Source organism: Sedimenticola selenatireducens DSM 17993 (genome assembly GCF_000428045.1).
GTDB classification, from domain to species: Bacteria; Pseudomonadota; Gammaproteobacteria; order Chromatiales; family Chromatiaceae; genus Sedimenticola; species Sedimenticola selenatireducens.
Window position 1 is genome coordinate 36,879 of record NZ_ATZE01000014.1, and the last position, 17,552, is coordinate 54,430.

Sequence of the window (17,552 nt, forward strand, 5' to 3'; positions counted from 1 at the left end):
CCAGCAAGTAGTATCTGATCCACCCGGGCCATGGCCATGTGATGTTGGCCATCCCTATGAGCGAAGTATATCAATGGTAACTGGAGGTAATTGACAATGAAATACACAACTCTACTGTTCGGTGCGCTTATGGTGGCCAGCATGGCAACATCGGCCGCACAGCATGTTGGCGGCATGATGAACATGCAGGACCGCATGCAGAATATGGACCGCATGATGGAACAGGCCGGCAAGACCGACGATCAAGGCAAGCACATGGAACTGATGCAGCAGCACATGAAGGAGATGCGCGAGACCATGGGTCAGATGAACGAGATGATGGGTGGCCGCCAGCAGATGATGCAGCAGATGGGTGGCGGCATGATGGGCGGTGGCATGATGGGTAAAGCCGGCGAAGGGGCCGGCAAGGGTATGTCGCCTGACATGATGCAGCAACGCATGGATATGATGCAGATGATGATGGATCAGATGATGGAGCACCAGCAGGAATACGAGCGTATGCCACATCGTTGAGTCGAGTCTGTTGGGATGCGGACGGTATGACTGCCGCCCGTGTTCCAGCACATCGCATGGGTGAACACCATGAGTGAACCTGACCACGTACAGCACAGCCCCCCGCCGACCGGCAGCTTCTGGCGATCCCGGGCCGGGATAGTGCTGATTGTCTTCACCGTTATTGCAGGCCTGCTGCTGGCTTACGAACACCGGGCCCATCTTTTGATCGGAAACGGACTGCTGTTGGTATTGCTCGCATTCTGTGTCGGCATACATTTCTTCATGCACGGGGGGCACGGCGGCCGTGGCGGCGGAGACCAAGGCCCGGATGACGGAGACCGCCCGTGACCGCCCCCGCTTATGGTCTTTGGATACTGGTGATCGTCAACTCGGCTATTTTCATCCTGTTCGCCTTCAGCTTTTTCAAACCGCAGACCGAGCGCGACTGGCGATCCTTCGGCGCCTTTTCGGCGTTTCTGGTGGCCCTGTTCACCGAGATGTACGGCTATCCGCTGACTATCTATTTCCTCTCCGGCTGGCTGCAGAGCCGCTATCCCGAGGTGGACTGGCTGACGCATGACGCCGGACACATCCTGGAGATGCTGTTCGGCTCGAAGGCCAATCCACACTTCGGGCCGTTTCATGTCCTGAGCATGGTTTTCATCGGCGGTGGCTTCTGGCTGCTGGCCGTGGCCTGGCGAGTGCTCTATGCAGCGCAGAAGACCAACAGGCTGGCGGTGAGCGGGCCTTATGCGTGGATACGGCATCCGCAATATGTCGCCTTCATCCTGATTATGTTCGGCTTTCTCTTGCAGTGGCCGACGATTCTCACGCTGCTCATGTTCCCGGTGCTGGTCTACATGTACGTGTGCCTGGCCAAACGCGAGGAGGAGGCAGGTAAGGATGTTGGTGGAGCGTATACCCGCTACGCCGCGGTGACGCCGGCGTTTGTCCCACGTCTGACGCAACTGTTGGCGGGATTGCGTCAGTAAAGGAGGTATGTATGGAAGGTTTACTGTGGTTTCTTATTCTCGGCGGACTGTTCTATTTCATGATGCGTTTCGGTTGCGGGGCGCACATGGTGCACGGTCACGGTGGACGTGGCGGGCATGCAGGCCACGGCAACGGCGAAGGCGAGCATAGCGATCCCGTCTGCGGCATGACGGTGGCGGCGGACCAGGGTTACGGCAAGATGCACCAGGGCATGCTGTACCGTTTTTGCAGCCGCAACTGCCTGGACAAGTTCGAAGCCGATCCCGGCAAGTACCTGAAACCCACCGGCGACACGGGAGGTGCGACATGAAACCGGGCATCTCCCTGATCGCGGTGGGTCACGCCTCCAGCCTGTTTCTGGCCATCACCTTTGCCTTGTGTGTGGCGTTTGATCTGCTGTTTCCTGCAAATGCCATGTACCAGACCTGGCAGGGACTGCTGCCGGGTTTCGAGTGGATCAGCTGGCAGAGCTTTTTCCTGGGCCTGATCGAAAGCTACGGCTATGGCTGGTATTTCACCCTGGTCTGGGTGCCTATTTACAACCTGTTTGCCACGCGCAGTGCTGCCGGGAAACGCCTGCGCCAGGAGAGAGGATAGTTGTGACGGAGAACATCCCTGTCGAGATCGCCGGCGCCGGGCCGGCCGGGTTGGCGGCTGCCATTACCCTGGCGCGTGCGGGACGCCCGGTCATTGTGCATGAGGCACAGCCCGAAGTGGGATGCCGCTTCAAGTGCGACCTGCAGGGACTGGAGAACTGGACCACCCGGCAGGATGCCTTGGTGGTTTTGCAGGAACTGGGGATCACCACCGACTTCAAGCGACTTCCCTGTCACCATGGTACCGCCTTCGACGCCTGGGGCCAGGCATACGGCATCGACAGCCACGAGCCGTTGTTTTACATGGTGGAACGCGGTCACGGCCCGGACACGCTGGATACCGCGTTGTTTCACCAGGCACTTGCGCTGGGTGCAGAGGTGCGCTTCAACAGCCGGGTGCAGCACGTGCAGGGACCGGCCATCTTCGACACCGGCCCGAAGGCGGCCGATGCCATCGCCGTTGGATACCACTTCGACACCCGCATGCCGGATGGTTTCTGGGCGATCTGTGACGATACCCTTGCACCGCAGGGCTATGCCTATTTGCTGGTCATGGGCGGCAAAGGGACGGTGAAGAGCTGCATGTTCACCGGCTTCAAGCAAGAGGCGCACTATGTACAGCGCACTGTCGAGGCATTCAAACACCTGGTCGGACTGGAGATGATTGATCCCCGTCCGCACGGCGGGGTGGGGAATTTCCGCATCCCGCTCACCGCGCGCTCGGGGGCGCATGCGGTGGTGGGTGAACAGGCCGGCTTCCAGGACACCCTGTGGGGATTCGGGATGCGATCGGCCGTCATCTCGGGGGTGCTGGCTGCCCGCAGTCTGCTGGAAGGGAGCGACTACGACAGGCTATGGCAGCGGATGCTGGGCGAACTGATGGCAACGGCGGTGTTGAACCGCGCCCTGTACGGTCTGTTGGGTAACCGTGGTTATCGTTGGCTGCTACGCCACCGGGAAAACCACTCGGACGCACGCGAGCTATTGCACCGCTACTACCACCCGTCGTACGTCAAGCGCTTGCTCGCGCCGCTGGCGCGGCGGCGTTTCCAGAGCCAACGCAAGGACGAGAGTTGCAACCACGTCGATTGCAGTTGTGTCTGGTGCCGCCATGGCCGCGAATTGCATACATAATGTCGTGACCAAGAGCGGACTAAAAGCAGACTTGCTGATCAATACACACAGGCCCGCAATGTGCGGGTAAGGAGGGCATCATGAGCCGCGAGTTCATCCACTCGGAGCGTATCGCCTACTTCACCATGGAGATTGCGCTGCGGGCGGACATTCCCACCTACAGCGGGGGACTGGGTGTGCTCGCCGGCGACACCGTGCGCTCGGCTGCCGATCTGGAGCTGCCGCTGGTCACTGTGAGTCTTGCCAGCCGCGCCGGTTATTTTCGCCAGCGCATCGATGAGGCCGGCCACCAGTGTGAGGCGCCCGATCCCTGGGATCCGGCCATCCTGGCTCGGCCGCTGCAGGCGCGGGTTGCCGTACCCATCGAGGGACGGGATGTCTGGGTGGGTGGTTGGCTCTATGTCCTGGAAGGCCACATGGGTGGCCGCCAGCCGGTGATCATGCTGGACACAGATCTGGTGGAGAATGCTCAGGCGGATCGCGAGCTGACCCACTATTTGTACGGTGGCGACGAGACCTACCGGCTGAAGCAGGAGATCGTGCTTGGAATCGGCGGCGCACGCATGCTCCACGCCCTGGGCTTCAAAGTGCGCCAATATCACATGAACGAAGGCCATTCCGCGCTCCTATGCCTGGAGTTGTTGAACCGTTATGCCTACCCGAGCGAGGAGTTGCGCCCGGAAGATATTCCCTATGACATCCCGCGTGTGCGCGAGCGGTGCAATTTCACCACCCACACCCCTGTGGAAGCCGGCCATGACAAGTTTCCCTATGGGCTGGTGCAGCGGGTGCTGGGGGATTTTGTGGACCTGGCGACATTACAGCGACTGGCAGGCGGGGACCAGCTGAACATGACCCGGCTGGCGCTCAACAGCAGCGAGTATGTCAATGGTGTCGCCAAACGCCATGCGGAAACCTCGCGGCGCCTGTTTCCCGGCTACCGGGTACGGGCCGTCACCAACGGCGTGCATCCCTTCGCCTGGACGCATGCGGCGTTCGCCAGGCTTTACGACGAGCATCTGCAGGGCTGGTGCCATGAACCGGAACTGCTGGTGCGGGCCGATTGCTGCATTAGCGACGATGCCATCCGGGAGGCACATCTGCAGGCCAAACAGGCACTGGTCGAGCAGGTGCAAACGGTGACCGGCACCAGCCTCGATCCCGGCGTGTTTACCTTGGGATTCGCGCGGCGCATGACCGCCTACAAACGCCCGGATCTCCTGTTTTCCGACCTGGATCGCCTCAGGGCAATCGCCCACCAGCGGCCGTTTCAGATCCTGCTGGCGGGTAAGGCACATCCCCATGACCAGAGCGGCAAGCGCGCCATCGAGGCGATTCACGGGTACATCCGCGAACTGGCCGGTACCGTGCCGGTGGTGTTCCTGCCCAACTATGACATGGCAATCGCCGCGGCTATGGTGTCCGGTGTCGATGTCTGGCTCAACACGCCCCTGCCACCCTGGGAGGCCTCAGGCACCAGCGGCATGAAGGCGGCCTTCAATGGCGTGCCCAACTTGAGCGTGCTGGATGGCTGGTGGTCCGAGGGCCGGATCGAGGGGATTACCGGGTGGGGTATCGGGGATGGCGGGCCGGGCGAGAACGATGCGGTCGCGCTCTATGACAAGCTCGAGCAGGTGGTGTTGCCCCTGTACTACGAAAACCGTTCGGGTTGGATTGCGGTGATGAAGGGCGCCATTGCCAAGAACGCCTCGTTTTTCAACAGCCACCGCATGATCCGTCGCTACACCAGCGACGCCTATATGCGCTGACCCCAGAGGAGGATTTGATTATGCCCGGGCATGAGCAACAAGCAATGTCAATGGAACTCTCCGTATCGCTGCGTGCCCGGCAGGCACCGGCGCGAGGCAATGAAGCGGCATCAGGCACAACAGGTACGGTCCCGCAGCGCTGCTCACCAGACCATCGGGATGGAGCCGACGCCGGCGGGGGAGCAATCATCGTTATTCCATCAATACACCGAACCAGAAGGAGCACAATCCTATGAACAAACAGACCCTAAACAAGATCGCCAAGGCCCACAAGCTTGATCCGAGCAAGTTCGACAAGGTCGGTTTGATTCGCAATATTCAGCGCCGAGAGGGAAATTTTGATTGCTTCGCGAAGGCCTATGACGGCTATTGCGATCAGTCGGCGTGCCTGTGGCGGGACGACTGTCTGCCACTGGCGGCGGCTGGAGACGCGGGCTGAAGCACGGAATCGAACGGGCCATGGACTTCTCTCTTGTTCCAGCCTCCAGCACGACCCGCGCCTGGCAGATCGTGCAACGCGTGTTCCGCGATTACCAGGGCAGCTTGGCGGTGCGCCTGTGGGACGGGGGTACGTTGAGCTTCGGGGCAGGGGTGCCTGACGTCACCCTGATTGTTCGTGAACCCCGCCTGTTGCGTGAGCTGATTCTGTTCCGTGATCCGTTACGATTGGCCGAGGCGTACTTTCAGGGTGGGTTGGACGTCGAGGGTGACCTCTACACGGCCCTGGAAATGAAGGACCGGCTTCAGACCCTGAACCTGTCCGCCTTTGAGAAGGCGGGCTTTCTGTGTGCAGCGCTGTTCCTCGGTGGTGCATCCGCTTCCCTCAATGCGGCATCGGCACGGCGTAACTTCCTCGCCTTGTGGCCGTGGCGCGTTCATTCGAAAGGTGGGAGCCGCCAGGCCATCGCCTTCCACTACGACGTCTCCAACGCCTTCTACCGGCTGTGGCTCGACGCGCAGATGGTCTACTCCTGTGCTTATTTCGAGACCCCGGATGACAGTCTGGACCAGGCACAGCGCAACAAGCTGGAGTATATCTGTCGCAAGCTGCGACTCAAGCCCGGTGACCGCCTGCTTGATATTGGCTGCGGCTGGGGTGCGCTGATCTGCTGGGCGGCGAAACATTACGGGGTCCAGGCGCATGGCATTACCCTGAGCCAAAATCAGTATGACCATGCTCGAAAAAAAATTGGGAATGAGAATTTGCAGGACAGGGTCACCGTGGAACTCAGGGACTATCGTGAGCTGCAAGGGGAAGCCCACTACGACAAGATCGTCAGTGTCGGCATGTTCGAGCACGTCGGTCTCAGAAACCTGCCGTGCTATTTCGATATCGCCCGGAGTCTGTTGAAACCGGGTGGACTGTTCCTCAATCACGGTATCACCCAGGACCGGGAAGGCTGGGGCGGGACCGTGGGCACGCGCTTCATCAACCGGTATGTATTCCCGGACGGCGAACTGGATACGGTCGGCAACGTGCAACGCGCCATGGAGCAGACCGGCTTCGAGATCCTCGATGTGGAAGGGCTGCGGCGGCATTACGCCCTGACGCTGCGGCACTGGGTCGGCCGGCTCGAGAGGGGCAGGGCCGAGGCACTGCGGCAGGTCCCGCAGTCCATCTATCGTATTTGGCGCCTGTACATGGCGGCCTGTGCGCTGCAGTTCGAGCAGGGTGATATCGGCGTGTACCAGATCCTTGCTGCCAATAGGGACGGCGGGCCGGCGCGGGTGCCGCTGACGCGGCGGGATCTGTATGTCTGACGGGTCGCAAGAGGAATAGCCAGTGACATTTATGATTTTCAGCTTGAACGGCCATGAGCGCATGCCATTGGAGAAGGTATTCAAAGAGCGGATGGTCGAAAAAACCGAAGCGATTGCAATGGAACGCCCCATCGAGGAATTGGGGCACCAGGGCACATCGGAACAGCATGACCGGCAATATTCAGTCGCGCAGGCTTACCACGCGGTCGAACAGTTGCCGACAAACTCTTCAGTGCTGTTGGCTGAACAGGTGATGACGGCGCCGGTAGTGACCTCTACGCCCGAGATGAGGATCTCGGATGCGTTGCAGAACGTGATGACATTTTTTTCTCTACCCCCCCAGGAGACAGCGATGAAACACCAGGACAGTGAAAGAACCTTCAAGGACCCAGTTTGCGGCATGGAGGTCAGCCGCCTGAGTGCGGTCGAGGCGTACGACTATCAGGGCAAGACCTATTACTTCTGTTCAGGGCACTGCCGAGAGGTGTTCGAGGCGGAGCCGGAGAAGCACCTTCGGCATCACCGCCAGCATGGGGTGAAGCGGAAGTAAGCGGTGGCTGCGATATCAGTAGGCGGGAGTTCACCGCGAACGAGGTGATACAGGATGGCTCAACGTCGTTTCTACAATAGTCTGTTGAGCGAGAGGCTGCGCTACACGGCATTTCTGTTGCTAATGGGCATCGGCTTCATCTTTCGTTTTGCTGCCGTGTCACCTTGGCTCAAAGTCATGCCGCTGCCGCTGCCGCTGCCATTTGTGGCGGTCTCTGCCGATATCCTGGCCTGGTTTCTCACCCAGTGGAATCCATTTTATGCCTACACGGAGGAGAACCCCATATGAGAATCACCTTTCTGGGCGGAACTGAAACGGTTACCGGTTCCAAATACTTAGTGGAAAGCGGTGCAACGCGGATCCTGGTGGATTGCGGCCTGTTTCAGGGGTACAAGAGGTTGCGTGAACGCAACTGGCAACCCCTGCCGCTGGATCTCAACCAACTCGATGGGATCGTTTTGACCCATGCACACCTGGACCACTCCGGTTATATTCCGAGGCTGAGTCAGCAGGGCTATCGGAAACCGGTTTTTACCCATCCTGCCACGAAAGCCCTGTGCGGTATTTTGTTACCGGACAGCGGCCGCATTCAGGAGGAAGACGCTAGATTCCATGCACGTCACAGACTGGGCAAACACGCGTTCCCTCAGCCTTTGTACGACCGTGCCGCCGCCGGGCGCTCTCTGGAGCTGTTCAAACCGGTGGAATTTGGTGAAATCTTTTCGATAGGGAGTATCAAGCTGCATTTGCAGGCGGCCGGGCATATCCTGGGTGCGGGCAGTCTGATCGTCGAGGCCGAAGGCAAGCGTGTCGGGTTTTCCGGCGACGTGGGCAGACCGGACGATGTGCTGATGAATCCTCCCGACCCGCTGCCCGACCTGGACTTGTTGCTGCTGGAGTCCACCTATGGCAATCGCCGGCATGCGGAAACCGATCCGCTCGATCAGCTCGCCACCATCGTTAACGAAACGGTCGGAAAGGGCGGCGCTCTGCTGATACCGAGTTTTGCCGTGGGACGCGCGCAGGCCCTGCAGCACCTGCTGGCCACGCTGAAGCAGACAGGCCGTATTGCCGATTTGCCAGTGTATCTGGACAGCCCCATGGCCGTCAGCGTGGCGGACATTTATTGCCGGTATTCCGCCCAACACCGTCTGAGTCATGACCAGTGCCACCACATGTGCGAGCTGGCCACCTACACGCGCGGCGTGGAGGAATCCAAGGCACTGGCCGGGCAGCGCTTTCCTCATATCATCATCGCCGGCAGCGGCATGGCCACCGGTGGTCGTATTCTGCATCACCTCAAACGGTTGTTGCGGGACCATCGCACCCTGGTGCTGTTTACCGGTTATCAGGCCGGCGGTACGCGCGGCGCGAAAATGTTGTCCGGTGCGGAAAGCGTAAAGATTCACGGTGAATGGGTCCCCGTCAAGGCCCGTATTGAGGTGATTCACGGGTTATCGGGACATGCCGATTATGTGGAGATCCAGCATTGGCTCGCGCGCTCACAACTGACAGAGAACACGGCCATCAAGCTGGTGCACGGTGAGCCGGAATCGTTGGAGGCCATGCGCGATCATTTGCGACGAACGACACGTTATGGTGTCGAAGTGGCAAGTTACCAAAGTATCTTGAGCCTGTAATGGTTAATGCTCTGAATTGATGGAGGCGGCTTACATGTGAAAGTTGACGGTAACATCCTGCTGTTCAACAGCGGCGGTTCCACCCGGAAGTTTCAACTGCTTGTGGCGGGTCCCGGGCATCGAGGAACGAATATCCACAGCCGATTCCAGCCTGGCGGCCCATGTGATTCCGGTCGACGAGGTGGCGCTCATTGCAGGGGGCACCCGACGCTGTCTGAGCACGGCGCTGGTGCAGGACATTCACTTTCCCACGTCAAAGGGAGGAGATGATCATGGAGCAAAGACAGCAAGCCGAGAAAGCCGATGCAGATGTGATGGCGGGCCCGCTGGCCGCAGACGAATTACACGGTATGGACGCCTACTGGCGGGCGGCTAATTACCTGTCGGTGGGACAGATCTACCTGCTGGATAATCCATTGCTTACCAAGCCGCTCACCCTTGCACATGTCAAGCCGCGGCTACTGGGGCACTGGGGGACGACACCCGGGTTGAATTTCATCTACACGCACCTGAACCGGGTGATCAAGGCGCACGATCTCAGCGTCATCTATGTGGCGGGGCCCGGTCATGGCGGTCCGGGGCTGGTCGCCAACACCTGGCTGGAAGGCAGTTACAGCGAGTTGTACCCCAATGTTTCACAGGACGCGGTGGGCATGCAGCGGCTGTTCAGGCAGTTCTCGTTCCCGGGCGGCGTGCCGAGTCACGTTTCACCGGAGACCCCTGGGTCCATTCATGAAGGCGGCGAGCTCGGTTATGCACTGTCCCATGCCTATGGCGCGGTGTTCGACAATCCGGACCTGATTGCCGCCTGCGTGGTGGGCGACGGCGAGGCCGAGACCGGGCCACTCGCTGCCGCTTGGCACTCCAACAAGTTTCTCAACCCCGCGCAGGATGGCGCGGTGCTGCCCATCCTGCACCTGAACGGTTACAAGATCGCCAACCCCACCGTGTTGGCGCGCATCAGTCGCGAGGAGTTGGAGAGCCTGTTTATCGGTTACGGTTACCAACCCTATGTGGTCGAGGGCGCCGAACCCGAGCATATGCACCAGATCATGGCGGCGACTCTGGATTCGGTGATCGCCGAGATCCAAACGATCCAGCACGCCGCGCGCAATCAAGGTACAACCGAACGACCGCGCTGGCCGATGATTATTCTGCGTACCCCCAAGGGTTGGACCGGTCCGAAAGAAGTCGATGGCAAGCAGACCGAGGGTAGCTGGCGCTCGCATCAGGTACCCTTTGCGGAACTTGCCGACAAACCGGATCACCTCCGCCTGCTCGATGAATGGATGAAGAGCTATCGTCCCCAAGAACTGTTTGATGAGAACGGTGGATTGCGGCCGGAACTGGCCGAGTTGGCGCCGCAGGGTGAGCGGCGCATGGGCGCCAATCCCCATGCCAACGGCGGACTGTTGCTTAAGGATCTGCAGCTACCGGAGTTCCGTGACTATGCGGTCGCGGTGACCAGTCCCGGCGCGATACAGGCGGAATCGACCCGGGTCATGGGCGGCTGGCTGCGCGACGTAATGAAGCTGAACCTGGATGCGCGGAATTTTCGCGTGATGGGACCGGATGAGACCAACTCCAACCGCCTCGGGGCCATGTTCGAGGTGACCAATCGTGCCTGGATGGCCGAGAGGCTACCGGAGGACGATCATCTCGCGCCTGACGGGCGGGTGATGGAGATCCTCTCCGAGCACACCTGCCAGGGCTGGCTGGAGGGCTATCTGCTCACCGGTCGCCACGGCCTGTTCTCCTGTTACGAGGCCTTTATCCACATTATCGACTCCATGTTTAATCAGCACGCCAAGTGGCTCAAGGTGACCAACGACGAAATCCCCTGGCGCCGTCCCATTGCCTCACTCAACTATTTGCTGACCTCGCACGTCTGGCGTCAGGACCACAATGGCTTCTCGCATCAGGATCCCGGCTTTATCGATCACGTGGTGAACAAGAAGGCTGACGTGATCCGCGTCTATCTGCCGCCCGACGCCAATACGCTGCTGTGTGTCACCGACTGCTGCCTGCGCTCGCGCAATTTCGTTAACGTGATTGTGGCCGGTAAACAGCTGCAACCCCAGTGGCTGGACATGGATGCGGCGATCAGACATTGCACGGCCGGTATCGGCATCTGGGAGTGGGCCAGTAATGACCAGGGCAGTGAACCGGATGTGGTGATGGCCTGTGCCGGCGATGTGCCGACTCTGGAGACGCTTGCGGCGGTAGAGATCCTGCGCCACCAGCTGCCGGAACTCAAGGTGCGGGTGATCAACGTGGTGGATCTCATGACGTTGCAGGACAAAGAAGAGCATCCTCACGGGCTCTCACACAAGGATTTCGATACCCTGTTTACCACTGCCCGGCCAATCATCTTCGCCTATCACGGCTATCCCTGGCTGATCCATCGCCTGACCTACCGGCGCACCAACCACAAGAACCTGCATGTGCGCGGCTACAAGGAGGAGGGTACCACCACCACCCCATTCGACATGGTGGTGCGTAATGACATGGATCGTTTTCACCTGGTGGCGGACGTCATAGATCGCGTGCCCCAATTGGGTTCCACCGCGGCCTATCTCAATCAGTGGCTGCGCGACAAACATATCGAGCACCGGCAATACATCACCGAGCACGGCGTGGATATGCCGGAGGTGGCGCAATGGCAGTGGGGCAAGACCCAAGGCTGAACCATGCACTATTCAGGTTGGTTGATAATGAGGAGCGAGCGCAATAACAGGTATTTACAACCCCGAATTGGCGGATCCGCGTCGCCTGATGCCCCGGCTCATGGATGCCTGCACTTCGCCGCACGACAAGCATCCTTCATGCTTTTGCGAGGAGATGATCGATGCAGCGGGCTAACCAGTGCCGACGGCCATTAACTGGCGTCAGCTATATGGGGTGGCCGTGGTGACGGGATCGGTTTCACCATGAGCCTGTTTATCGTCGGCCTGGCGTACTCCAATCCGGAAACCTTCCACCGCGCGCGGCTGAGCGACATGGACGGTTCGATTTTCTCGGCCATCGGTGGCGGCGCGGTACGGTGGTCGGCACATCATCAGTGGCTCAAGGCGGCGCCGAAGCAAGTGGAGCCGTTTCCACGATAATCGCATGGCCTACGGCTCCCAGGTAAAGAGGAGGGGCAGATGACGATCCGCAGCGTATGCACGCGAGCTTTTCCCGATCGGCGGCCGGGCACCTCGGGGCCAAGGAGGAACATGCCATGAACACGCGAACAGAGGCAACGGGGCTCACGACGGCCGAGACCCGGGCACGGCTGGTCGAGTACGGTGAAAACACCATAGCGAAACGAGTCAATCCCTGGCACAAGTTTCTCGCCACTCGCCCGGCGCGCCGGCTTCCGCTACATCATCGCGCCGTCCTTTCTGTCCATGGCGGGGGGGGTGTTGCCCGCCGTGACCGATCCGAACTGGATTATGCTGCTGGTCGGATTGTTCGCTGCCGGCTCTGGGATCCTGGTCCCGATGCTGGCGTACCGGGCTTCGTTGAACGCCGGCGCACCCCAGGGAGCGGTGCTGGGCAAGCAGACCGCCGCCAGCCTGGGCCAGGGGTTCGGTTCGGGCGCGGCCGGTTGGCTGTACGGTATCGCCATCGAGGCGCCGTTCTGGTTGACGGCGGCGGCGTTGTTGTTGATTGGGGCGTTGGTTGGCCTTGCGCGTCCCCCTAACAATCAACTAAGTGCAGGCGACTAATCGCTCATAGCAGCTTTATTAAGATACAGGGTATTTGCAATGGAGCATCCAGTACTCACCATCGTTGAACATCGGCAGACGCGTCTGCCGCTTGGGAATCATTTGGGGCTCAAACTTGCCGTTACGGTCCCGGGGCACATCCAGGGTCAACGCGCCCTGTTCTCCTTTGAGAGTTTTGGCGCTATAGCCATAACAGCTGTTGCCGGTGTTGTGGCCTGCCGTGGCGTGCCGGGGATAGCCAAGATGGTCGGTCATCTCACCTTCGAGCATGGGCTCAAAGGCATTTTGCTGGAGCTGCAGGGTCAGTTCGGCAAGCTGTTCTGGCGTCTTGACCGCCTTGACCAGTTCTTCCAGCTGGGACGAGAGAGAGTCTTGTTTTTTGGTTCTTCTGCGCATGCGTCTTTTTCTTTATTATCAAGGGCATGGGACTTTGAGCAGTTACACAATTTAATTTACAGTCTCTCAGCGAGTGAAGCCTGGCTGTCCGGCTCCGATCGTTCACGCATTTCCCTAAAACCAGTATATTTTCCTCCAGGAGTGAGTCCACATGGATGAGCATTCAGCACACGAAGCCGACATCAAGAAAGGCAGCATCTCCCTTCTCGGAGGGATTGCAATGGGCACCGGCGTCATGATCGGCGCGGGCATCTTTGCGCTCACCGGTCAGATAGCGGAGCTCGCAGGACCGCTCTTTCCGCTTTCCTTCGTCGCCGGCGCTCTGGTGACGGCGCTCGCCGCCTACAGCTATATCAAAATGTCCAACGCTTGGCCGTCCTCAGGCGGGATCGCCATGATCCTGCAAAAGGCTTACGGTCCTGGTGTCGTAGCGGCCTCGGCTTCGCTGCTTATGGCGCTCTCGATGGTGATCAACGAAAGCCTGGTCGCGCGTACATTCGCGACCTATGTCCTGCGGCCCTTCGATCTTGAGAAAAATGGTCTCCTGATTTCAGCGCTCGCGCTCGCTCTCATCGTCTTTGCCTTTTTCGTGAACGCGGCCGGCAACCGATCGGTCAGCGGCTTCTCGCTTTTCATGTCCGCAATCAAGATCGGCGGCATCGCGATTTTCGCCATCGCCGCGATTTGGGCGAGCGGGTTGTCCTCGGGAGCGTTCGCAGAACCTATCTCTTTGTCGACGGCCGACGCGCTGCTTGCTTCGGTGGCGTTCTCCATTCTTGCCTTCAAGGGCTTCACGACCATCACCAATAGCGGCGGCGAAATTGTCGACCCGCATCGCAATGTCGGGAGGACTATCCTCTATTCTATCGCCATTTGCATCGTGATCTACTTGCTCGTCGCGATCGCCGTCGGCTCCAGTCTCAATATCTCCGAAATCGTCGAGGCGCGCGACACATCGCTGGCGGCAGCAGCGCGCCCTGCCCTTGGCGACATTGGCTTTTATTTCACCATTGCGATCGCGATTTCGGCAACGACCTCGGGTGTTATCGCGAGCGTCTTCGCCGTTTCTCGAATGCTCACGATGCTGACCGAAATGAAGATGATCCCGCACAGCCATTTCGGCATGAAAGGCGGCATCCGCAGCCATATGCTGCTCTATACGGTAGTTATTGCCGGCACGCTGGCAGTCCTGTTCGATCTTTCGCGTATCGCATCGCTCGGCGCCTTCTTCTATCTGGTGATGGACATGCTGGTGCATTGGGGCGTCTTCCACGGTCTGCGTGAGGAAATTGGTGCGCGGGCCTCGGTGCTCCTCGCCGCTCTCGCCGCGGACGCCGTCGTGCTCGCCGCATTCACCGCGGCGAAATTGCAGAGCGATCCTGCCGTTGTCACTTACGCAGTGATCGGTATCAGTGTCGTTTTTATGCTAGAACGGGTCTTTCTCTCCCGCAGGCGCTCATCGAGCTCCTCCTCCGATGAGCATACCCATTGATGTTAGCGCTTCTCTCCGCGCACCATCGCCCTCATCAATGTTTTGCATCGGCTGTAATAAAACGCTCACTCCCGCGTTTTTCTTTTTCTGGCGGCTTATCCGGCAGCACGTTCCCACGGCTTCCGGCGGCGCGAAAATGGGGGCGAGTTTGCTTGGGTCGATAAAGAGCGCATTGTAAATCGCAGCGCGACCGAGCTGGTCAGCTTGGTGGTGCGCCGGCACGACAGTTTCACTGCTGATTGAGAGTCAACTATCTATCACCTGTTAATGGGTTAAATGCAAAAAAGGGTTACATGATGGAGCATCCAGTACTCACCAGTGTCATCGGTCTTCTAGCTGCCTCCGTGGCGTTGCTGGCCCTGTTCGAGCGCATGGGGCTGCCGATTTTACTGGCTTATTTGCTGGTCGGGATAGTTCTGGGCCCCGCTGGCCTTTCCTGGATACCTCATACCGAGGATCTGCATTTCCTCGCCGAGTTCGGGGTGGTGCTGCTGCTTTTCACCATCGGCCTGGAGTTCTCTGTGGGCAAGCTCTGGACCTTGCGCAGACATGTGTTCGGACTCGGTGGCGCCCAAGTGGTGGTCACTGCTGCGCTCGGTGCTCTGTTGGCCTGGGGAGTGGGGCTCGCTCCGGGCGCGGCCTTCGTGGTGGGTGGGGCGCTGGCGCTATCCTCGACGGCGGTGGTGTCACGCGAGCTCAGTCGCAGGGATGAACTCGGACAGCCGCACGGTCGTCTTTCGGTGGCGGTGTTGATCTTTCAAGACCTGGCCGTTGTCCCTTTCCTGATCCTGATCCCGGTACTGGCCGACGACTCGGGGAATGGTGTTTGGGGCGCGATCGGATGGGCCCTGTTGACCGGTGCCATTGTCATCGCGCTGATGATGGCGGCGGGCCGGTGGATGTTACGGCCGATATTTCGGTGGATTGCCGAACGCGGTTCAGAAGAGCTGTTCACGTTGACGGCGCTGTTGTTTGCACTCGCAGCGTCATGGTTGACTGAGTTCGCGGGATTGTCATTGGCCCTGGGAGCTTTTCTCGCCGGCGTGATGCTCAGCGAGACCGAGTACAGGCATCGTCTCAGTGAAGAGATCCGACCGTTTCGTGATGTGTTGCTGGGATTCTTTTTTGTAGTGATAGGCATGATGCTGGACCTGGCCGCGGTGGGAGCGCTGTTGCCGTGGGTGTTGCTGGCGTTGGCGATTGAACGGCACCACATGGCAAATAACCAATGGAGGACACAACCATGGGACCTAGCAGTGAAAAAGTAAAAGACCCGGTGTGCCACATGTGGGTGGCGCCGGAGCAGTTCGCGATTAGCTATCAGGGCATGGACTTCGCGTTCTGCTCGCAGCAGTGCAAGGACCGCTTCCTGGCCAATCCACACCTGTATATCGGTGTGCCAGGCGCACCGGCGCCGAAGCAGGAAGGGCAGGAGGTGTTCAAGCGCCGCCGGCTGCGCCTGGAAACACCCTTGTCGGACGTCCACGCGCAGCAGGTCACCGAGCAACTCCTCGCGATGATGGGGGTGTACTCGGTAGACATTGATGCGGGCGAACTGACCATCACCTACGATCTCCTGCAGGCGACCGCCGAGCAGATCGAGGCGACCCTGCAGCAGGCGGGCGCGTGTCTGGGCGAGGGCTGGAGTGAGAGGCTGCGCCGCGCCTTCGTCCACTACCTGGAAGAGAACGAGGTGGCGAACCGGGAGGTACAACCCGGTCCTCACGGGCACGGCGGGCATCACCGTGACTGAAACATGTGCTGTGACTGGCGTGTCCTATGGGGCTTGGGTCCCAGGATCATGACGCTAAAGCAAGAGAATCTTGCACAAGGCTGCGCCGTCGAACACGCCCCCGTTTCGACATCGCAAATAATGCCTGCGATGAGCACCCCGCTGGCATCCATTTTTGGCAGCGGGTTTCTGGTGATTGTTCCCGTGCTGGCCAGCAGTGTGGGGCCGTACTCGGTGTGGGCGATGATGGCGGTCGCCTTTGTCGCGTTCCATATTGGCGCTATTGTGCGCCACAATATTCTCTGTGCCGAGCCGGTGCTGGCAGCGGGCAATCAACCTGTGACACTCATGCTCGAACGGTTGTCGGACGTGGCGTTGGTTGCGGCTTACGTGGTGTCCGTATGCCTCTATATTCATATCCTGAGCGCCTTCGTGCTCGGGGCTTTCGAGCTGGATTCGGGTTTCAACAAGAGTCTGCTCACCACGTTAGTGATTGGAGTGATAACCGTTGTCGGGATGACGGGTGGTTTGCAACTGTTGGAGCGCCTGGAACGCTGGGCCCTGTACCTGACCATCCTGATTCTGGCACTGCTGCTGGGCGGGTTCGCCGTTCATGACGTCAACAGCTTTCTGGACACGGGGCGGTTCGCGCTGCCGAATCTGCCACAACGTTCCGGCTGGGAAATGGTGACCATGGTGGCCGGCACCCTGATTGTCGTACAGGGTTTCGAAACCCCGCGTTATCTCGGCAGCCGTTTCGACACCTGGACCCGGATCCGGGCCTCGCGCTGGTCGCAGTATGTGTCTCTCGCGATCTACGTCGCCTTCGTGGCTCTGGCACTTCCTATCGTGCCGGTGCTGAGCGGGCACTATGCCGACAACAGCCTGATCCGGCTGGCCGCGGCAGTATCGGTGCTGCTATCGATGCCGCTGATCCTGGCCGCCGGCCTGTCGCAGTTCTCCGCCGCGGTGGCGGATACCCTGGCAGCCGCGGCGAATCTGGAGGAGGTCACACGCCGGCGTATGACTCAGCGCTGGGGCTATCTGTTGGTCGGCGCCGCCGCCATGGTGCTGGCCTGGACGGGTTCGACCTTTACGGTGATCGCACTGGCGTCGCGCGCCTTCGCCCTGTACTACCTGTTGCAGTGCCTGGTGGCCTTATCAGTGTGCAACAACCACCGCGAACGGGCGCGCTTCTTCCTGGTGGCGTCGGCGTTGGCTTTTGTCCTGTTGTTTGCCGTGCCGGTCGGTTGATCGGCGGCGACTCGCAGCACAATGGAG

At 59.8% G+C, this 17,552-nt stretch carries 21 protein-coding genes and 1 pseudogene; 20 read left to right on the top strand and 2 right to left on the bottom strand.

The genetic code is table 11. From position 1 onward, the window contains the following. Positions 1-96 precede the first annotated feature (96 nt). The 12 genes from A3GO_RS0112780 to A3GO_RS0112835 all read left to right on the top strand — a co-directional run bounded on the left by A3GO_RS0112780 (position 97) and on the right by A3GO_RS0112835 (position 8,938). Entirely contained in the window at positions 97-513 is a 417-nt protein-coding gene (locus A3GO_RS0112780; protein WP_029133723.1) for a hypothetical protein, read from the top strand. 69 nt (positions 514-582) lie between these two features. Continuing rightward, positions 583-843 (top strand): DUF2933 domain-containing protein, encoded by a 261-nt coding sequence (locus tag A3GO_RS0112785; protein WP_029133724.1) that lies wholly within the window; start codon positions 583-585, stop codon positions 841-843. After that, complete coding sequence (locus tag A3GO_RS23785; RefSeq protein ID WP_037375320.1) at positions 840-1,487, top strand: methyltransferase family protein; 648 nt, start codon at positions 840-842, stop codon at positions 1,485-1,487. Before A3GO_RS0112785 ends, A3GO_RS23785 begins: the two co-directional genes overlap by 4 nt. Before the next feature lie 11 nt (positions 1,488-1,498). After that, a complete protein-coding gene (locus tag A3GO_RS0112795) occupies positions 1,499-1,798 on the top strand; it encodes a YHS domain-containing protein (protein WP_037375323.1) in 300 nt (99 codons plus the stop codon). Further along, entirely contained in the window at positions 1,795-2,085 is a 291-nt protein-coding gene (locus A3GO_RS0112800) for a DUF5676 family membrane protein (RefSeq protein ID WP_029133726.1), read from the top strand. The genes A3GO_RS0112795 and A3GO_RS0112800 overlap by 4 nt, the downstream gene beginning before the upstream one ends. Before the next feature lie 2 nt (positions 2,086-2,087). Beyond that, positions 2,088-3,218 (top strand): NAD(P)/FAD-dependent oxidoreductase, encoded by a 1,131-nt coding sequence (locus A3GO_RS0112805; RefSeq protein WP_029133727.1) that lies wholly within the window; start codon positions 2,088-2,090, stop codon positions 3,216-3,218. An 80-nt stretch (positions 3,219-3,298) separates the two neighbouring features. Next, positions 3,299-4,987 carry an alpha-glucan family phosphorylase gene (glgP, locus tag A3GO_RS0112810; protein WP_029133728.1) on the top strand — a complete coding sequence of 563 codons (1,689 nt, stop codon included), beginning with the start codon at positions 3,299-3,301 and terminating at the stop codon, positions 4,985-4,987. A gap of 232 nt (positions 4,988-5,219) precedes the next feature. Further along, on the top strand, positions 5,220-5,426 hold the full coding sequence (locus tag A3GO_RS0112815; protein WP_029133729.1) for a hypothetical protein: 207 nt from the start codon (positions 5,220-5,222) through the stop codon (positions 5,424-5,426). Next, entirely contained in the window at positions 5,378-6,748 is a 1,371-nt protein-coding gene (locus A3GO_RS0112820) for a class I SAM-dependent methyltransferase (RefSeq protein WP_245621733.1), read from the top strand. Before A3GO_RS0112815 ends, A3GO_RS0112820 begins: the two co-directional genes overlap by 49 nt. 31 nt (positions 6,749-6,779) lie before the next feature. Continuing rightward, the gene (locus A3GO_RS26575; RefSeq protein ID WP_245621737.1) at positions 6,780-7,298 is read left to right on the top strand and encodes a YHS domain-containing protein; all 519 of its coding nucleotides are present in this window, start codon (positions 6,780-6,782) and stop codon (positions 7,296-7,298) included. Positions 7,299-7,352: 54 nt separating this feature from the next. Further along, positions 7,353-7,586, top strand: a complete 234-nt coding sequence (locus A3GO_RS0112830; protein WP_029133732.1) for a hypothetical protein — start codon at positions 7,353-7,355, stop codon at positions 7,584-7,586. After that, the gene (locus A3GO_RS0112835; RefSeq protein WP_029133733.1) at positions 7,583-8,938 is read left to right on the top strand and encodes an MBL fold metallo-hydrolase; all 1,356 of its coding nucleotides are present in this window, start codon (positions 7,583-7,585) and stop codon (positions 8,936-8,938) included. The genes A3GO_RS0112830 and A3GO_RS0112835 overlap by 4 nt, the downstream gene beginning before the upstream one ends. Positions 8,939-8,968: 30 nt before the next feature. On the opposite strand, the gene A3GO_RS26375 is transcribed toward A3GO_RS0112835, so the two are convergent. Next, complete coding sequence (locus A3GO_RS26375) at positions 8,969-9,178, bottom strand: hypothetical protein (RefSeq protein WP_037375328.1); 210 nt, start codon at positions 9,176-9,178, stop codon at positions 8,969-8,971. 32 nt (positions 9,179-9,210) lie between these two features. Here A3GO_RS26375 and A3GO_RS0112845 point away from each other — a divergent pair, with 32 nt between their 5' ends. The 4 genes and pseudogenes from A3GO_RS0112845 to A3GO_RS26580 all read left to right on the top strand — a co-directional run bounded on the left by A3GO_RS0112845 (position 9,211) and on the right by A3GO_RS26580 (position 12,651). Beyond that, positions 9,211-11,625: a phosphoketolase family protein gene (locus tag A3GO_RS0112845; RefSeq protein ID WP_029133734.1), complete on the top strand. Its 2,415-nt coding sequence runs from the start codon at positions 9,211-9,213 to the stop codon at positions 11,623-11,625. A 231-nt stretch (positions 11,626-11,856) separates the two neighbouring features. Then, on the top strand, positions 11,857-12,045 hold the full coding sequence (locus tag A3GO_RS26165; protein WP_281179386.1) for a Na+/H+ antiporter NhaA: 189 nt from the start codon (positions 11,857-11,859) through the stop codon (positions 12,043-12,045). A gap of 116 nt (positions 12,046-12,161) precedes the next feature. After that, positions 12,162-12,266: pseudogene (locus A3GO_RS26855) on the top strand (cation-transporting P-type ATPase); the annotation flags it as partial. Between the two features lie 88 nt (positions 12,267-12,354). Further along, positions 12,355-12,651, top strand: a complete 297-nt coding sequence (locus A3GO_RS26580; RefSeq protein ID WP_245621734.1) for a hypothetical protein — start codon at positions 12,355-12,357, stop codon at positions 12,649-12,651. Between the two features lie 18 nt (positions 12,652-12,669). On the opposite strand, the gene A3GO_RS0112860 is transcribed toward A3GO_RS26580, so the two are convergent. Next, complete coding sequence (locus tag A3GO_RS0112860; protein ID WP_051302252.1) at positions 12,670-13,047, bottom strand: transposase; 378 nt, start codon at positions 13,045-13,047, stop codon at positions 12,670-12,672. Positions 13,048-13,198: 151 nt separating this feature from the next. Between A3GO_RS0112860 and A3GO_RS0112865 the strand changes: the two genes are divergently transcribed. The 4 genes from A3GO_RS0112865 to A3GO_RS0112880 all read left to right on the top strand — a co-directional run bounded on the left by A3GO_RS0112865 (position 13,199) and on the right by A3GO_RS0112880 (position 17,525). Further along, positions 13,199-14,539 carry an APC family permease gene (locus A3GO_RS0112865; RefSeq protein WP_029133737.1) on the top strand — a complete coding sequence of 447 codons (1,341 nt, stop codon included), beginning with the start codon at positions 13,199-13,201 and terminating at the stop codon, positions 14,537-14,539. Positions 14,540-14,832: 293 nt separating this feature from the next. Beyond that, positions 14,833-15,807: a monovalent cation:proton antiporter-2 (CPA2) family protein gene (locus tag A3GO_RS23795; protein ID WP_084610056.1), complete on the top strand. Its 975-nt coding sequence runs from the start codon at positions 14,833-14,835 to the stop codon at positions 15,805-15,807. Further along, positions 15,783-16,292 carry a YHS domain-containing protein gene (locus tag A3GO_RS23800; RefSeq protein WP_084610058.1) on the top strand — a complete coding sequence of 170 codons (510 nt, stop codon included), beginning with the start codon at positions 15,783-15,785 and terminating at the stop codon, positions 16,290-16,292. Before A3GO_RS23795 ends, A3GO_RS23800 begins: the two co-directional genes overlap by 25 nt. A 129-nt stretch (positions 16,293-16,421) precedes the next feature. Continuing rightward, positions 16,422-17,525, top strand: coding sequence for a hypothetical protein (locus A3GO_RS0112880; protein ID WP_029133738.1), 1,104 nt, complete (start codon positions 16,422-16,424; stop codon positions 17,523-17,525). Positions 17,526-17,552: the final 27 nt, after the last annotated feature.

Excerpts from the sequence above, each read along its gene's own strand:
- A3GO_RS0112780 (WP_029133723.1), top strand. The coding sequence starts at position 97 with ATGAAATACACAACTCTACTGTTCGGTGCGCTTATGGTGGCCAGCATG.
- A3GO_RS0112785 (WP_029133724.1), top strand. The coding sequence starts at position 583 with ATGAGTGAACCTGACCACGTACAGCACAGCCCCCCGCCGACCGGCAGC.
- A3GO_RS0112795 (WP_037375323.1), top strand. The coding sequence starts at position 1,499 with ATGGAAGGTTTACTGTGGTTTCTTATTCTCGGCGGACTGTTCTATTTC.
- A3GO_RS0112800 (WP_029133726.1), top strand. The coding sequence starts at position 1,795 with ATGAAACCGGGCATCTCCCTGATCGCGGTGGGTCACGCCTCCAGCCTG.
- glgP (WP_029133728.1), top strand. The coding sequence starts at position 3,299 with ATGAGCCGCGAGTTCATCCACTCGGAGCGTATCGCCTACTTCACCATG.
- A3GO_RS0112815 (WP_029133729.1), top strand. The coding sequence starts at position 5,220 with ATGAACAAACAGACCCTAAACAAGATCGCCAAGGCCCACAAGCTTGAT.
- A3GO_RS26575 (WP_245621737.1), top strand. The coding sequence starts at position 6,780 with ATGATTTTCAGCTTGAACGGCCATGAGCGCATGCCATTGGAGAAGGTA.
- A3GO_RS0112830 (WP_029133732.1), top strand. The coding sequence starts at position 7,353 with ATGGCTCAACGTCGTTTCTACAATAGTCTGTTGAGCGAGAGGCTGCGC.
- A3GO_RS0112835 (WP_029133733.1), top strand. The coding sequence starts at position 7,583 with ATGAGAATCACCTTTCTGGGCGGAACTGAAACGGTTACCGGTTCCAAA.
- A3GO_RS26375 (WP_037375328.1), bottom strand. The coding sequence starts at position 9,178 with ATGTCCTGCACCAGCGCCGTGCTCAGACAGCGTCGGGTGCCCCCTGCA.
- A3GO_RS0112845 (WP_029133734.1), top strand. The coding sequence starts at position 9,211 with ATGGAGCAAAGACAGCAAGCCGAGAAAGCCGATGCAGATGTGATGGCG.
- A3GO_RS0112860 (WP_051302252.1), bottom strand. The coding sequence starts at position 13,047 with ATGCGCAGAAGAACCAAAAAACAAGACTCTCTCTCGTCCCAGCTGGAA.
- A3GO_RS0112865 (WP_029133737.1), top strand. The coding sequence starts at position 13,199 with ATGGATGAGCATTCAGCACACGAAGCCGACATCAAGAAAGGCAGCATC.
- A3GO_RS23795 (WP_084610056.1), top strand. The coding sequence starts at position 14,833 with ATGATGGAGCATCCAGTACTCACCAGTGTCATCGGTCTTCTAGCTGCC.
- A3GO_RS23800 (WP_084610058.1), top strand. The coding sequence starts at position 15,783 with ATGGGACCTAGCAGTGAAAAAGTAAAAGACCCGGTGTGCCACATGTGG.
- A3GO_RS0112880 (WP_029133738.1), top strand. The coding sequence starts at position 16,422 with ATGAGCACCCCGCTGGCATCCATTTTTGGCAGCGGGTTTCTGGTGATT.